The sequence below is a fragment of the Arthrobacter sp. TMS2-4 genome, assembly GCF_054511075.1.
Genome location: NZ_JBTNDI010000001.1, coordinates 43,183 through 58,352 on the forward strand (window position 1 = coordinate 43,183; position 15,170 = coordinate 58,352).

Below are 15,170 nucleotides of genomic sequence, written 5' to 3' on the forward strand. Positions count from 1 at the left end.
CCTGGGGGGCATGTGTCCCTTCCAAGCTTAGGGGCTGGCCCGTGCCCGGGCCGGGACACGGGCCGGCGCTGCGCCGACGCGGCCGCCCGCACCCCGTCGCCGTGCGTCCGGACGGTGACGGGACGGGGGTTCTCCGGCGGCCGGTTCGACGTTCCGGCGGTGAATGCGTAGACTTGTTCCTCGGTGTTGAAACACCATGATGGTTCGTGCCCTCCGGGGCCGTCCGGAGTGGAGCTGTACCGGTTCAAGACCAAAGGGTAGTGGCGCAATTGGTAGCGCAGCGGTCTCCAAAACCGCAGGTTGCAGGTTCGAGTCCTGTCTGCCCTGCGCGTGGCCTTCGCGGAACGACGGCGAAGGCACGGCAGAAACAGATCACGAAGTCCCGCCGCAGGCATCGGTTCCGCGCGACGGTAAACATGATCAGCTGGACGCGCCATTGGTGGTCCGGTTGGAACACCACACAGATTGATGAGGTTGACGGTGACCGATACGGCTGCGAGCAGCTCCAAGGGAAGCCCATCCGAGAAAGAGGCTCCCAAGCGCGGGCTCTTCGGACGCATCATGCTGTTCATCCGCCAGGTCTTCGCTGAGCTCGGGAAGGTCGTCACACCGACCCGACGCGAGCTGGTCCGGTTCACCATCACCGTCCTCGTGTTCGTGATCATCATGATGCTCATCGTGACGGGACTGGATCTCCTGTTCGGCCGCGGCGCGCTGTGGGTGTTCGGCGGCAGCTGACGCTGTCCCGGGGAACACCCCGTCGGCGCCCCGCAGGCGGAGCGTCAGGGCGAGTGCAGGCAAGCAGACCAACCTTCGAAGAATGTCAGAAAGCAGGCGGCTAGGTGTCCGAGCAAGAACTCGAACGGCAGATCACTCCCGAAGATGGTCTGGAGAACGAGGAGTACGGGACGGAGGCGGAGGTGGACTCCACCGACGTGCCTGCTGACGGCTCTGACGTGGTCGACGACTCCACCGACTCCGACATCGAGGCCACAGCGGTCGACGCCGTCGACGAGGCAGCGGCCTCCGACGCCGACGCCCCCACCGACGCGGACGATGCCGGTGTCGCTACCGACGCGGACGACGAGGCCGTCGAGGAAGCCCCCGAAGACCCCGTGGTCGCGTTCAAGGCGAAACTCCGCCGGCAGGAGGGCGACTGGTTCGTCATCCACTCCTACGCCGGCTACGAGAACCGCGTGAAGGCGAACCTTGAGACCCGCATCCAGACGCTGGACATGGAAGATTTCATCTTCGAGATCCAGGTCCCGATGGAAGAGGTCGTCGAGATCAAGAACACCACGCGGAAGATCGTCAACCGCGTGCGCATCCCCGGGTACGTCCTGGTCCGCATGGAACTGACCGACGAGTCCTGGGGCGCCGTGCGCCACACCCCGGGCGTCACGGGCTTCGTGGGCAACGCCCACAACCCGGTCCCGCTGAGCCTCTCCGAGGTCTTCTCGATGCTCGAGCACACGATCGTCCACACGGATGCGGTGTCCGGCAAGCCGGTCCAGCCGCAGTTCACCCCCGCCACGGTCAACTTCGAGGTCGGGGAATCGGTCACCGTCAACGAGGGCCCCTTCGAGACCCTCCCGGCGACGATCTCCGAGATCAAGCACGAGTCGCAGCAGCTGGTCGTGCTCGTCTCGATCTTCGAGCGCGAGACCCCGGTCACGCTCTCCTACAACCAGGTCACCAAGATCCAGTAAAGCTTCGGTGCCCCCGGCGTGCTTGGCCGGAGGTACCGTCAGGCCCGTCACGCCATGACGGCCACCACCCCGCAGGACGCTCCTGTCCCGCGGGAACGCAATGCAAGAGAAGGACCCTTTCATGGCCCCCAAGAAAAAGGTCACCGGCCTCATCAAGCTGCAGATCAATGCAGGTGCCGCAAACCCGGCTCCTCCCATCGGTCCCGCGCTTGGCCAGCACGGTGTCAACATCATGGAATTCTGCAAGGCGTACAACGCCGCCACGGAATCCCAGCGCGGCAACGTCATCCCCGTGGAGATCACGGTGTACGAGGACCGCTCGTTCACCTTCATCACGAAGACCCCGCCGGCAGCCGAACTGATCAAGAAGGCGGCCGGAGTCGCCAAGGGCTCGGGCACGCCGCACACGGTCAAGGTCGCCAAGCTGACCAACGCCCAGGTCGAAGAGATCGCCACCATGAAGATGGAGGACCTCAACGCCAACGACGTCCAGGCAGCAGCGAAGATCATCGCCGGCACCGCCCGCTCCATGGGCATCACGGTCGAGGGCTGACCAGCCCACCCCCGCCCGGTCCGGCTCCGTCGGACAGGGCACACCATCATTTTCACGGCACGACGGCGACGCTCCCGCGGACGACGTCGTGAGTGGCAGGGCCGAGCGCGGTCCGCAGACCACGACTGCATAAGGAGAACAAGCAGATGGCACAGCGCAGCAAAGCATACAAGGGAGCTGCCGCGAAGATCGAGGCGGACAAGCAGTACGCCCCCCTCGAAGCGGTAGTCCTCGCGAAGGAGACCAACCCGTCGACGTTCGACGCCACGGTGGAGGTGTCCTTCCGTCTCGGAGTGGACCCCCGCAAGGCGGACCAGATGGTCCGTGGCACCGTGAACCTCCCCCACGGCACCGGCAAGACCGCCCGTGTCCTGGTCTTCGCGACCGGCGAGAAGGCAGAGGCGGCCATCGCGGCCGGCGCCGACTTCGTCGGCTCCGACGACATGATCGAGAAGGTCTCCGGCGGCTGGACCGACTTCGACGCGGCGGTTGCGACCCCCGACCTCATGGGCAAGGTGGGACGCCTCGGAAAGATCCTGGGCCCCCGTAACCTGATGCCCAACCCGAAGACCGGTACGGTCACCGCCGACGTCGCGAAGGCCGTCACCGACATCAAGGGTGGCAAGATCGACTTCCGCGTCGACAAGCACTCGAACCTGCACTTCATCATCGGCAAGGTGTCGTTCGACGAGCAGAAGCTGGGCGAGAACTACGCCGCAGCGCTCGAGGAGATCCTCCGCCTGAAGCCCTCCGCGTCGAAGGGCCGCTACATCCAGAAGGCGACCGTCTCGACCACCTTCGGTCCCGGCATCTCCGTCGACCCGAACGTCACGAAGGTCTTCGCCGTCTAGGTGTTGCTCCCGAAGAAGCCCCGCGGCATCCGCCGTGGGGCTTCTTCGTGTCCGGGGGCAACAGTGATTGAGAAAGATCAATCACATGGTTAGGCTGGGTCGGTGACCGTGACCATCGAGCAACTGCCGATCCCGGCATCCCTCGCCGTCGAAGGAGGCCACGCGTTCCGGCACAGCGCCGGTGTGAGTGACGCGGTGGAGCGCGCCGTGTGGGGCCACGACGATTTCCGCCTGACGGCGGACGAGCGGCTCGTCGTGATGCAGCCGAGCCCTGATCGCGAGTACGTCCTCGGCGTCGCGCGGGACGGCGGCACCATCGTTGCCACCGCCCGGGTCGCCTTCCCGCTCAGGGACAACCTGAGGGCCGGGTACCTGCAGATCGACGTGCTTCCGGAGTACCGCCGGCAGGGACTGGGGGACGCCCTGCTGGCGTTCGCCGAGCAGCAGGTGAGGCTCAGGGGGCGCACGACGATCATGTCCTGGAGCGACACAGCTGTCCGGCAAAACCGGGAGAAAGGGAAGGGCCGACACGCCGGCGACGACGGGCCCGTCCTCGTTCCGCCGACGGGGTCCGGGTTCTTCCCGGCCGAGGAGCCTTCGGCGATGTTCGCCGTGCATGCGGGATTCGAGCTGGTCCAGGTGGACCGCATGAGCGTGCTGTACCTGGACCGGCTGGACGGAGTGTCGCGGATCGAGCAGGACGCGGGCAGGGTGGGCGCGCCGGACTACGAACTGGTGGCCTGGGGGGAGCGCTGCCCGGACGGGTTGCTGGCCGACTACTCGCTGCTGCGGCAGCGCATGAGCACGGACCCGCCTCTCGGTGGCTTCGCCCAGGAGGAGGAGCGCTGGGACGCCGACCGTGTCCGACGCGAGGAGGAGAGATCCGCGGCGAGCGGGACCTCGACCCTGGTCTGCGCGGCACGGCATCGGGCCACCGGGCAACTGGTCGGGCACACCGTCCTCGAGCGCTTCGGGTCCCGGCCGGCCGTCGTCTACCAGGAGGACACACTGGTCCTCGAGCAGCATCGGGGCCACCGGCTCGGCACCTGGCTCAAGGCGACCAACCTCCGGCGGGTGCTCGCTGAGTGGCCCGATGCCGAGCGCATCTACACGTGGAACGCCGAGGAGAACGCGTTCATGCTCGAGGTGAACGCGGCACTCGGCTTCCAGCCCGCGGGCCGCACGGCAGGCTGGCAGAAGGTGCTTCCTCTCCCTCGATTTGGAGGGGCCCCCGACGTCACGTAGTCTTTAGGCACCAAAGACCGTCGGTCGATCCACCTCCGCTTCCCCACTGCGTATCAGTATGCGGCGAGGAAGAAGGATCAGGATTCGAAAGTTCCCGCAAGGGACGGCCTACGCAGGTGAACGAAGCTCCTCTCCATGGACCTGATCCGTGTCGAGCAAAGCCCCGTGCATCTGCGCGGGGCGTTTTTTATGGGGCTGGAAAGCCGGCGCATATTCCCCCGGAAGGAGGGTTATGGCAACGCCAACAAAGGTTTCTGCAGTGGATGAGATCACCACCGATTTCAAGGATTCCACCGCCGCTGTCCTGACCGAATACCGCGGGCTCACCGTTGCTCAGCTGAAGGACCTGCGTCGTGCACTCGGCACCGACAACAAGTTCTCCGTCGTCAAGAACACCCTGACCGGCATCGCGGCGAAGGAGGCGGGCATCGACGCGTTCGACGGCCAGCTCTCCGGACCCACCGCGATCGCCTTCATCAAGGGCGACGCCGTTGCTGCAGCCAAGAGCCTCACGGATTTCGCGAAAGCCAACCCGAAGCTCGTCATCAAGACCGGAATCTTCGAGGGCAAGGCTCTGAACGCCTCCGAGGTCGTCGCCCTGGCGGCCCTCGAGTCCCGTGAACTCCAGCTCGCCCGGGTGGCAGGTGTCCTCAAGGCACCGATGTCGTCCCTGGCACGCACCGTCGATGCCTTGCGCATCAAGCTCGAGGAGGGAAGCGACGCTGCACCTGCAGCCGATGCCGACGCTCCCGCTGCAACCGAGGAAGCCGCTGCCCCGGCAGAAGCTCCCGCGGAGGCTCCCGTCGAGGAAGCCGCAGCACCCGAAGCGAACTAGTTTCGCTTCGCCCACACACTGAAGGTGCACTGCACCACTAAAGGAAGGACGCCTCCCATGGCGAAGCTCACCAACGAAGAGCTCATCGAAGCTTTCAAGGAACTGTCCATCATCGAACTCTCTGACTTCGTCAAGCTGTTCGAGGAGACCTTCGATGTCACCGCTGCTGCCGTTGCAGTCGCCGGCCCCGCCGGTGGCGGCGCGGATGCCGTCGAGGAGGAGCAGACCTCCTTCGACGTCGTGCTCGAGGCTGCAGGCGACAAGAAGATCGCAGTGATCAAGGAAGTCCGCGCGCTCACCTCGCTGGGCCTGAAGGAAGCCAAGGACGTCGTCGACAGCGCGCCCAAGGCCGTCCTCGAAGGTGCCACGAAGGAAGCCGCAGAGAAGGCCAAGGAGGCCCTCGAGGCCGCCGGCGCCACCGTTACCCTCAAGTAACACCATCGGTCGGCACGCCCGACCCGCAGCACCACGACAAGAGCCCCGCTTCTCGCGAAGCGGGGCTCTTGTCGTGTCGGCCAGGGGTCCTGGACCGTTCAGCGCCAGAGGAGCAGGGCCTCGCCCTGACCGCCTCCACCGCAGAGGCTGACCGCGGACCTGCCGCTCCCACGACGGGCGAGCTCCATGGCCGCGTGCAGCGCCAGCCGCGCACCCGATGCCCCGATGGGGTGGCCCAGGGCGATGGCCCCGCCGTGGATGTTGCACTTCTCGAGCGGGTAGTCGAGGTCCTTGAGGGACTGCACGGCGACCGATCCGAACGCCTCGTTGATCTCGATGAAATCCAGCTCCGCGGCGGACCACCCGGCGCGCTCGAGGGCCTGCGTGATGGCGGCCGAGGGCTGCGAATGGAGCGTGTTGTCCGGTCCCGCGACCTGGCCCGGCCGGCCGACGACCGCGAGCACCGTCAGCCCGAGCTCCTCGGCGTACGCGCGCGTCGTCACGACGAGCGCGGCGGCGCCGTCGGACAGCGGGGAGGAGTTGCCCGCCGTGATCGCGCCGTCCGGGTTGAACGCCGGCCGGAGCTTCGCGAGCGACTCCACGCTCGTCGTCGGACGGATGCCCTCGTCGGTCGTGAGGACGACGTCGTCGCCCTTGCGCTGCCGGACCGTCACCGGGACGATCTCCTCCGCGAGGACCCCGCTGTCCGTCGCGGCAGCGGCCCGCTGGTGGGACGCCGCGGCGACAGTGTCCTGGGCCGTGCGGTCGATCACGAGCCGCACGTTGCCGCGCTCGGTCGAGGCTCCCATGGATTCGTCGTCGAACGCGTCGGTCAGCCCGTCGTGGGCCACGGAGTCGAGGGCCTGGAGGGATCCGTAGGTCCACCCCTGGCGGGACCCGGGGAGCAGGTGCGGCCCGCGCGTCATGGACTCCTGGCCGCCGGCGACGACGACGCGGGCCTCACCACTGCGGATGAGCCGGGCCGCGTCGATCACGGCCGTGAGGCCCGAGAGGCACACCTTGTTCAGGGTGACCGCCGGGACGTTCCAGGGGATGCCTGCCTTGACGGCGGACTGGCGTGCCGGGTTCTGCCCGCACCCGGCCTGCACCACGTGGCCCATGATGACGGCGTCCACGGCGGAGGGATCGACCCCCGCCCGCTCAAGGGCACCGGCGATGGCCAGGGCGCCGAGGTCCACGGCCGTGAAGGAGGCGAGCTGTCCGTTGAGGCGCCCGAGGGGTGTCCGGGCTCCGCCGACGAGGACGACGTCGTCGGGGGTTGGCGTGGGTGTCGCCATGGCGAAACTCTCTTTCGTCGTTGAAATGGTGCCGCTACCAGATTAGGGCCTGGCCCCTTCGCCCCCGACCGCTTCAGCCGCGCGGACCCGTGCCGTCCGTGCCCTGCGGATAGAGCAGCGGGAGCTGGAGGGTCAGCCAGGGGCTGAACGCCCAGGGGGTCGCCGTGACGGCGCGCACCAGGCCTGCGGGTTCGACCCACTGGAAGTCCATGACCTCCTCCGGCAGGGGAGCGACGGCGCTGTCGGCGACGGCGGTGTAGACGGGGCAGATCTCGTTCTCGACGATCCCTCCGGCGTCCACGGCCCGGTAGCGGAAGTCGGGCAGCGCAGCCCGGACGTCCGTGACGGTGAAGCCCAGTTCCTGCGCTGCCCGCCGGTGGACCGCGTCCTCGAAGTCCTCGCCCGGGGCGGGGTGCCCGCAGAAGGAGTTGGTCCACACGCCGGGCCAGGCCTTCTTGCCGAGAGCGCGCCGCGTCACGAGGATGCGCCCCTCGCGGTCGAACACGTGGGTCGAGAAGGCCAGGTGCAGCGGCGTGTCGAGGGTGTGCACGGTCGCCTTCTCCTGCGTCCCGAGCGGTGTGCCGTCCTCCGCCAGCAGCACGACGAGTTCGGTGTCCCGGCGCGCACCGCCGCCCGCGGCCGCGCCGTCGTGGATCGTTCCTGTTTCGCTCGCCATGGTGGCTCTCATTTCGCTGGTTGTCGGCGCGCCTCGCGGGGCTCGGCGTCGCCGCGGGCCCGGGGCGCCGTCCTCCGCCTCCGTGTCGTCAACGGCGCACTTTCCGTTGTTTACTTTACCTATGGACATGGACACTCTGCTGGTCGAGCCCGTCGGGCTGGAACAGGTGGAGGGTGCCCTCCGGCGGTTCTTCGAGGAGTCCAAGAACCGCGCCGCGAAGATCGGCCCCGGGTACCACACCCTGTGGGAGACCCTGGAGCGCTGCACCACGGGCGGCAAGCGCTTCCGGCCCCGCCTGGTGATGTCCGCCTACCAGATGCTCGGTGGCAGGGACCTCGACAACGCAGCGGAGCTCGCGGCCGCGTTCGAGCTCCTTCACACGGCACTGATCGTGCACGACGACGTGATCGACCGCGACTTCATCCGCCGGGGCATCCCGAATGTCTCCGGACGCTACCGCAGCGTGGCCGAGGCCGCGGGACTGTCCCCGGACGGTGCACGCCACGTCGGGCTCTCCGCGGGGGTCATCGCCGGCGACCTGGCCCTGTCCAACGCCTACCGCCTGCTCGAGAGGGTCGACGCAGCACCCGCCACACGACGCCGGCTGGGGGACATCCTCGACGAAGCGGTGTTCGCCTCCGCGGCCGGGGAGTTCCTCGACGTCGAGACCTCCCTCAGCGCCGAGATGCCCCCGCTCGACGACATCGTCCAGATGGCCCGCCTCAAGACGTCGGTGTACTCCTTCGAGGGGCCGCTCCAGGCCGGCGCCGTCCTCGCGGGAGCCGAGGAGGAAGTGGTGGAACGGCTCGGGGACTTCGGGCGCGACGCCGGGATCGCGTACCAGATCGCCGACGACCTGCTCGGTGTCTTCGGCAGCGAGACACGCACGGGGAAGACGAACTGGGGGGACCTGCGAGAGGGCAAGCGCACGGCGCTCCTGTCCTACGTGTCCGCCCGCCCCGAGTGGGAGAGCATCTCGTCCCTCGTCGGGAGCCCTGGCATGTCGGCGTCCGACGCCGACTTCGTCCGGCGGATCCTCGTCGACAGCGGGGCGAAGGACTACTCCGCGGATCTCGCCGCACAGTACGCCTCGCGTGCCCGTGCGCACCTCGAGTCGGCCGCGGTGCCGTCCGCCCTGCGGTCCGCGCTCGAACCCGTCGTGACGGCCGTCGTGGACAGGGTGCACTGAGTGGGCGTCGACGATTCGCTCGCGCGCTACACCGACGCCGCGCTGAGGACCTCCGCCGAGGTCATCCGGTGCTACTCGACGTCCTTCGGCCTCGCGTCGCGGATCCTCGACCGCACCACGCGCAGCTCCATCGAAGCCGTGTACGCCCTCGTGCGCGTGGCGGACGAGATCGTGGACGGCGCCGCGGCCGGCGCCGGCCTCTCCGACGCGGACGTGGAGCGCCTGCTCGACGACCTCGAGCGGGACACCGAGACGGCGATGGCCACCGGCTACAGCGCCAACCTCGTCGTGCACGCCTTCGCGGTCACCGCGAGGAGCACCGGGATCGGCGTCGATCTCACCCGGCCCTTCTTCGCGTCGATGCGCGCCGACATCACCCAGCACGAACACACCCAGGAGTCCTTCGACCGGTACGTGTACGGGTCGGCCGAGGTCGTCGGGCTCATGTGCCTGAAGGCGTTCCTGGTGGGCCGGACAGTCACGCCGGGGGAGGACGCCGTGCTGGTCGACGGCGCCCGGCACCTGGGTGCGGCCTTCCAGAAGATCAACTTCCTGCGTGATCTCGCCGAGGACTTCACGACCCTGGGGCGCAGCTACTTCCCCGGCGTCCGGCCCGGCAACTTCACGGAGGCGGACAAGATCCGCCTCCTGGACGACATCGACGAGGACCTGCGGATCTCGGCCGCCGCCCTCCCGGGGCTGCCCCCGACGCCGCGCCGCGCCGTCGCCCTCGCACAGGGCCTGTTCACCGACCTCGCGGCGCGCCTCCGGCGCACACCCGCCGACGAGCTCCTCCGGGCACGGATCCGGGTTCCCAACCCGGTGAAGTTCCGCATCATGGCGCAAGCCTTCACCGGTCGCGCGGTACCGGAACCTGCCGCGCAGGAGAGGACGGCATGACCGTAGAGCAGGGCAGGAATACACGCGTGGGCGCGAAGGACGTCGTCGTGATCGGCGGCGGAATCGGTGGACTGGCGACTTCGGCCCTCCTGGCGCGGGAGGGGCACCGCGTCACGCTGCTGGAGAAGCGGGACGCTGTCGGCGGCCGTGCGGGGTCCTGGGAGCAGGACGGCTTCCGCTTCGACACGGGCCCGTCCTGGTACCTGATGCCCGAGGTGATCGACCATTTCTTCACGCTGATGGGTACGAGCGCCGCCGAGCAGCTCGACCTGGTGAAGCTCGATCCCGGCTACCGCGTCATCTTCGAAGACGGCCTGGACACCGTCGACGTCCCCGCCGACCGCGAAGCCGTCACCAAGCTCTTCGAGTCCCTGGAGGCCGGGGCCGGCGAGCAGCTCTCGAAGTACCTGAATTCCGCGGAGGACGCCTACGAGATGGCGAAGAAGCGCTTCCTCTACTCGACGTTCCAGTCCTTCCTCCCGTTCCTCCGGCCCGACGTCCTGAAGCGCCTGCCCCGCATCAGCGCGCTCCTGGCGCAGCCGCTGCAGTCGTTCGTCGAGAAGCGGTTCAAGGATCCCCGCATCCAGCAGATCCTCGGGTATCCGGCCGTCTTCCTCGGCAGCTCGCCCTTCGAGGCCCCGAGCATGTACCACCTGATGAGCCACCTGGACCTCGACGACGGTGTGCTGTACCCCATGGGCGGCTTCACGACCCTCATCGAGGCGATGCGCCGTGTCGCTGAGGAGGCCGGCGTCGAGATCCGCACCGGTGCCGACGTCGCCTCCATCGACACGGACCCGCGCACGCCCGGCCGATCGCCCCTGGACCGCCAGGCCGCGACGGTGCGGTCGGTCACCTACCGCGCCGGGACGACGACGACGTCGGTCGCCGCCGACATCGTCGTCTCCGCGGCGGACCTGCACCACACCGAGACGACCCTCCTGCCCGTGGACCTCCAGACCTACCCCGAGAAGTACTGGCAGAAGCGCGTCCCCGGGCCGAGCGCGCTGCTGCTGTACCTGGGTGTGCGCGGCACCCTCCCGCAGCTCGAACACCACACGCTGCTGTTCACCACCGACTGGCGGGACAACTTCGGGCGGATCTTCGGCAAGGAGACCTCGGTACCCTCGCCGGCGTCGCTCTACGTCTGCCGACCCAGTGCGACGGATGACTCCGTCGCCCCCGAGGGCCACGAGAACGTCTTCGTGCTCGTGCCCATCCCGGCGGACGTCGGGATCGGCAAGGGCGGGTTGGAGCGCGGGGGAGACCCGCGGGTGGAGGACCTCGCCGACGCCGTCATCGGCCAGATCTCCGAATGGGCGGGCATCCCCGACCTCGCGGAGCGCATCGTCGTGCGTCGCAGCTACGGTCCCCAGGACTTCGCCGAGGACCTCAACGCCTGGCGGGGGACGTCCCTCGGACCGGCGCACATCCTGAAGCAGAGTGCGTTCTTCCGCGGCTCGAACCGCAGCGCCAAGGTCGAGAACCTGTTCTACGCGGGCAGCTCCACCGTCCCTGGCATCGGCATCCCGATGTGCCTCATCAGTGCCGAGCTGATCGTGAAGCGCCTCCGCGGCGACGTGAGCACGGGACCCCTGCCGGAGCCCGCCGCCGGGTAGCCGGACGGCGCCGGCCGGACGCCGCCCGTCCGCCGTCCCCCCGGGACGGGCGCGGCGGGCTTGACGGAGAAGGGGGAGAGGGGCTATTGGACTTTCTCCTGCCCTTGCCGTAGTGTAGGTCTTTGCGTCTTCCCTCTAACCTCAGCCTTCATATAGCGGTGGGCTTTGCTCTGCTCTCGTCGTTTAACCTGGCCGCACGGTTGGGACGGATGGAAGCAGACTCGGGTGAGCACTGAGATCCCCGCAGCATCCTGCGGTGGCGGTGCAGAGGCGAAAGCGCTGACAAGCCTTACGGTCTGTGGAAGGATCCCTCTTGGTCGCCCCGAGCACCTCTAATAATGCAACCGCTACCAGCCAGGTCGACGCCGACGGCGCCGCACCCCGGCTCTCATTCGCAAAGATTCACGAACCGCTTGACGTTCCCAATCTCCTCGCGCTCCAGACGGACAGTTTCGACTGGCTCGTCGGCAACGAGCGCTGGAGGGCCCGCGTAGAGGAAGCGCTGGAGAAGGGCCTGCAGGGCTTCGCCACCACCTCCGGCCTCGCGGACATCTTCGAGGAGATCTCCCCGATCGAGGATTTCCAGGGCACCATGTCCCTGAGCTTCTCCGAGCCCGAGTTCGCCGACCCCAAGTACACGATGGCCGAGTGCAAGGATCGCGACGCGACCTACTCCGCCCCGCTGTACGTCAAGGCCGAGTTCATGAACAACAACACGGGCGAGATCAAGCAGCAGACCGTGTTCATGGGCGACTTCCCCCTCATGACCGACAAGGGCACCTTCGTCATCAACGGCACCGAGCGTGTCGTCGTGTCGCAGCTCGTCCGTTCGCCGGGTGCCTACTTCGAGCGCACCGCCGACAAGACCAGCGACAAGGACATCTTCAGCGCGAAGATCATCCCGTCGCGCGGTGCCTGGTTCGAGCTCGAGATCGACAAGCGCGACCAGGTCGGCGTGCGCCTCGACCGCAAGCGCAAGCAGTCCGTCACCGTGCTCCTCAAGGCGCTCGGCTGGACCGAGGGCCAGATCCTCGAGGAGTTCGGCCAGTACGACTCCATCCGCGCCACCATGGAGAAGGACGCCACGGAGACCCGCGAGGACGCCCTCCTGGACATCTACCGCAAGCTGCGCCCGGGAGAGCCCCCCACGGTCGAGGCTGCCCAGACCCTCCTGGACAACCTGTACTTCAACCCCAAGCGCTACGACCTCGCGAAGGTCGGCCGGTACAAGATCAACCGGAAGCTCGGGATCGACAAGGACCTCACGGATTCCGACGCGTCGGTGCTGAACATCGACGACATCGTCGCGATGATCAAGTTCCTGGTCGCGCTGCACGCCGGCGAGAAGACGCTGGGCGGCAAGCGCGACGGCGGGGAGGTCGAACTCCGCGTCGAGGTCGACGACATCGACCACTTCGGCAACCGTCGCATCCGTGCGGTGGGCGAGCTCATCGAGAACCAGGTCCGCACCGGCCTTTCCCGTATGGAGCGCGTCGTCCGCGAGCGGATGACCACGCAGGACGTCGAGGCGATCACGCCGCAGACCCTGATCAACATCCGTCCCGTGGTCGCTGCGATCAAGGAGTTCTTCGGAACCTCCCAGCTGTCGCAGTTCATGGACCAGAACAACCCCCTCGCCGGCCTGACGCACAAGCGTCGCCTGTCCGCGCTGGGCCCCGGTGGTCTGTCCCGTGACCGTGCAGGTATGGAAGTCCGTGACGTCCACCCCTCGCACTACGGACGCATGTGCCCGATCGAAACCCCTGAAGGCCCGAACATCGGCCTCATCGGTTCGCTCGCCTCGTACGGCCGGATCAACGCGTTCGGCTTCATCGAGACCCCGTACCGCAAGGTCGTCGACGGCATCGTCACCGAGCAGATCGACTACCTGACCGCGGACGACGAGGTGGAGCGCCTCATCGCCCAGGCGAACGCCCCCCTCGCCGCGGACAACACGTTCGTCGAGGACATGGTCCTCGTCCGGACCCGCGGTGGTTCCGGCGAGCCCGTGCTCGTCGAGCCCGGCGAGGTCGAGTACATGGACGTCTCCCCGCGCCAGATGGTGTCCGTCGCGACCGCGATGATCCCGTTCCTGGAGCACGACGACGCGAACCGCGCCCTCATGGGTGCGAACATGCAGCGCCAGGCCGTGCCCCTGCTCCGTTCCGAGCGTCCCCTCGTGGGCACCGGCATGGAGAAGAACGCCGCCGTCGACGCCGGTGACGCCGTCACCGCGACGAAGGCGGGCGTCGTCAAGGAGGTGTCGGCCGACCTGGTCAGCATCCTCAACGACGACGGCACGGAGACGAACTACCCGATCATGAAGTTCGCCCGCTCCAACCAGGGCAACGCGTACAACCAGCGCGTCCTGGTCGCCGAGGGTGACCGCGTCGAGTACAACACGATCATCGCCGACGGTCCCTCCACGGACCAGGGCGAGCTCGCGCTCGGCAAGAACATGCTCGTCGCGTTCATGTCCTGGGAGGGTCACAACTTCGAGGACGCGATCATCCTCTCGCAGCGCATCGTCTCCGACGACGTCCTGACGTCCATCCACATCGAAGAGCACGAAGTCGATGCCCGCGACACCAAGCTCGGTGCCGAGGAGATCACGCGTGACATCCCGAACGTCTCCGAGGAGGTCCTCGGAGCCCTCGACGAGCGCGGCATCATCCACATCGGTGCCGAGGTCGAGGCCGGAGACATCCTCGTGGGCCGTGTCACCCCCAAGGGTGAGACGGAACTGACCCCCGAAGAGCGCCTGCTGCGCGCAATCTTCGGTGAGAAGAGCCGCGAGGTGCGCGACACCTCGCTGAAGGTTCCCCACGGCGAGTCCGGCACGGTCATCGGTGTACGCATCTTCGACCGCGACAACGACGACGAGCTGCCCCCGGGCGTCAACCAGTTGGTCCGCGTGTACGTGGCGCAGAAGCGCAAGATCACCGACGGCGACAAGCTCGCAGGCCGCCACGGCAACAAGGGCGTCATCTCCAAGATCCTGCCGATCGAGGACATGCCGTTCCTGGAGGACGGCACGCCCGTCGACATCGTCCTGAACCCGCTGGGTGTCCCGGGCCGCATGAACGTGGGACAGGTCCTCGAGATCCACCTCGGGTGGGCAGCCAAGCAGGGCTGGAAGATCGAGGGCGAGCCCGAGTGGCTGAAGAACCTCCCGAACCTTCCCCGGGAGATCTCCTCGACCACCGTCGCCACCCCCGTGTTCGACGGCGCCACCGAGGACGAGATCGTGGGCCTGCTCGGCTCCACGAACGTCACCCGCGACGGAGAGCGCCTCATCGGGGAGTCCGGCAAGGCGCGACTGTTCGACGGCCGCTCCGGCGAGCCGTTCCCGGACCCCATCTCGGTCGGCTACATGTACATCCTGAAGCTCCACCACCTGGTGGACGACAAGATCCATGCGCGTTCCACGGGCCCGTACTCGATGATCACGCAGCAGCCGCTGGGTGGTAAGGCGCAGTTCGGCGGCCAGCGCTTCGGTGAGATGGAAGTCTGGGCCCTCGAGGCCTACGGCGCGGCGTACACGCTGCAGGAACTCCTGACCATCAAGTCGGACGACATCCACGGACGCGTCAAGGTCTACGAGGCCATCGTAAAGGGCGAGAACATCCCCGAGCCGGGTGTCCCCGAGTCCTTCAAGGTCCTGATCAAGGAAATGCAGTCGCTCTGCCTGAACGTGGAAGTCCTCTCCACCGACGGCACGACGATCGAGATGCGTGACTCGGATGAAGAAGTCTTCCGGGCCGCGGAGGAACTGGGCATCGACCTCTCACGGGCCGAGCCGAGCTCTGTCGAGGAAGTCTAGGTTGCACGACGCCGTACCGGCGTTCGAACGGGGCCAA

At 67.6% G+C, this 15,170-nt stretch carries 13 protein-coding genes and 1 tRNA gene; 12 read left to right on the forward strand and 2 right to left on the reverse strand.

Translation table 11 applies throughout. The features are described 5' to 3' along the window. Positions 1–254: 254 nt before the first annotated feature. The 8 genes from ACX80F_RS00220 (at position 255) to rplL (ending at position 5,628) form a co-directional block, all read left to right on the forward strand. A tRNA-Trp gene (locus ACX80F_RS00220) sits at positions 255–327 on the forward strand. Positions 328–480: 153 nt separating this feature from the next. Continuing rightward, positions 481–738, forward strand: a complete 258-nt coding sequence (secE, locus tag ACX80F_RS00225; RefSeq protein WP_459334390.1) for a preprotein translocase subunit SecE — start codon at positions 481–483, stop codon at positions 736–738. Positions 739–842: 104 nt separating this feature from the next. After that, positions 843–1,709: a transcription termination/antitermination protein NusG gene (gene nusG / locus ACX80F_RS00230; protein ID WP_459334391.1), complete on the forward strand. Its 867-nt coding sequence runs from the start codon at positions 843–845 to the stop codon at positions 1,707–1,709. Positions 1,710–1,830: 121 nt separating this feature from the next. Continuing rightward, on the forward strand, positions 1,831–2,262 hold the full coding sequence (gene rplK / locus ACX80F_RS00235) for a 50S ribosomal protein L11 (RefSeq protein ID WP_087030133.1): 432 nt from the start codon (positions 1,831–1,833) through the stop codon (positions 2,260–2,262). A 146-nt stretch (positions 2,263–2,408) separates the two neighbouring features. Beyond that, on the forward strand, positions 2,409–3,113 hold the full coding sequence (gene rplA / locus ACX80F_RS00240) for a 50S ribosomal protein L1 (protein WP_104121382.1): 705 nt from the start codon (positions 2,409–2,411) through the stop codon (positions 3,111–3,113). A gap of 102 nt (positions 3,114–3,215) precedes the next feature. Continuing rightward, positions 3,216–4,358 carry a GNAT family N-acetyltransferase gene (locus tag ACX80F_RS00245; RefSeq protein ID WP_459334392.1) on the forward strand — a complete coding sequence of 381 codons (1,143 nt, stop codon included), beginning with the start codon at positions 3,216–3,218 and terminating at the stop codon, positions 4,356–4,358. 232 nt (positions 4,359–4,590) lie between these two features. Then, positions 4,591–5,193, forward strand: coding sequence for a 50S ribosomal protein L10 (gene rplJ, locus ACX80F_RS00250; protein ID WP_459334393.1), 603 nt, complete (start codon positions 4,591–4,593; stop codon positions 5,191–5,193). Positions 5,194–5,250: 57 nt separating this feature from the next. After that, a complete protein-coding gene (gene rplL / locus ACX80F_RS00255; RefSeq protein ID WP_459334394.1) occupies positions 5,251–5,628 on the forward strand; it encodes a 50S ribosomal protein L7/L12 in 378 nt (125 codons plus the stop codon). A 98-nt stretch (positions 5,629–5,726) separates the two neighbouring features. Here rplL and ACX80F_RS00260 read toward each other — a convergent pair whose 3' ends face one another. Beyond that, positions 5,727–6,926 (reverse strand): acetyl-CoA C-acetyltransferase, encoded by a 1,200-nt coding sequence (locus tag ACX80F_RS00260; protein ID WP_459334395.1) that lies wholly within the window; start codon positions 6,924–6,926, stop codon positions 5,727–5,729. A 73-nt stretch (positions 6,927–6,999) separates the two neighbouring features. Continuing rightward, entirely contained in the window at positions 7,000–7,602 is a 603-nt protein-coding gene (gene idi, locus ACX80F_RS00265) for an isopentenyl-diphosphate Delta-isomerase (protein WP_459334396.1), read from the reverse strand. A gap of 121 nt (positions 7,603–7,723) precedes the next feature. On the opposite strand from idi, the gene ACX80F_RS00270 reads away from it, so the two are divergent. The 4 genes from ACX80F_RS00270 (at position 7,724) to rpoB (ending at position 15,133) form a co-directional block, all read left to right on the forward strand. Further along, a complete protein-coding gene (locus ACX80F_RS00270; RefSeq protein ID WP_459334397.1) occupies positions 7,724–8,791 on the forward strand; it encodes a polyprenyl synthetase family protein in 1,068 nt (355 codons plus the stop codon). Continuing rightward, the gene (locus ACX80F_RS00275; protein WP_459334398.1) at positions 8,792–9,691 is read left to right on the forward strand and encodes a phytoene/squalene synthase family protein; all 900 of its coding nucleotides are present in this window, start codon (positions 8,792–8,794) and stop codon (positions 9,689–9,691) included. Further along, positions 9,688–11,310: a phytoene desaturase family protein gene (gene crtI / locus ACX80F_RS00280; protein ID WP_459334399.1), complete on the forward strand. Its 1,623-nt coding sequence runs from the start codon at positions 9,688–9,690 to the stop codon at positions 11,308–11,310. Before ACX80F_RS00275 ends, crtI begins: the two co-directional genes overlap by 4 nt. 313 nt (positions 11,311–11,623) lie before the next feature. Next, the gene (rpoB, locus tag ACX80F_RS00285; RefSeq protein ID WP_459334400.1) at positions 11,624–15,133 is read left to right on the forward strand and encodes a DNA-directed RNA polymerase subunit beta; all 3,510 of its coding nucleotides are present in this window, start codon (positions 11,624–11,626) and stop codon (positions 15,131–15,133) included. Positions 15,134–15,170: the final 37 nt, after the last annotated feature.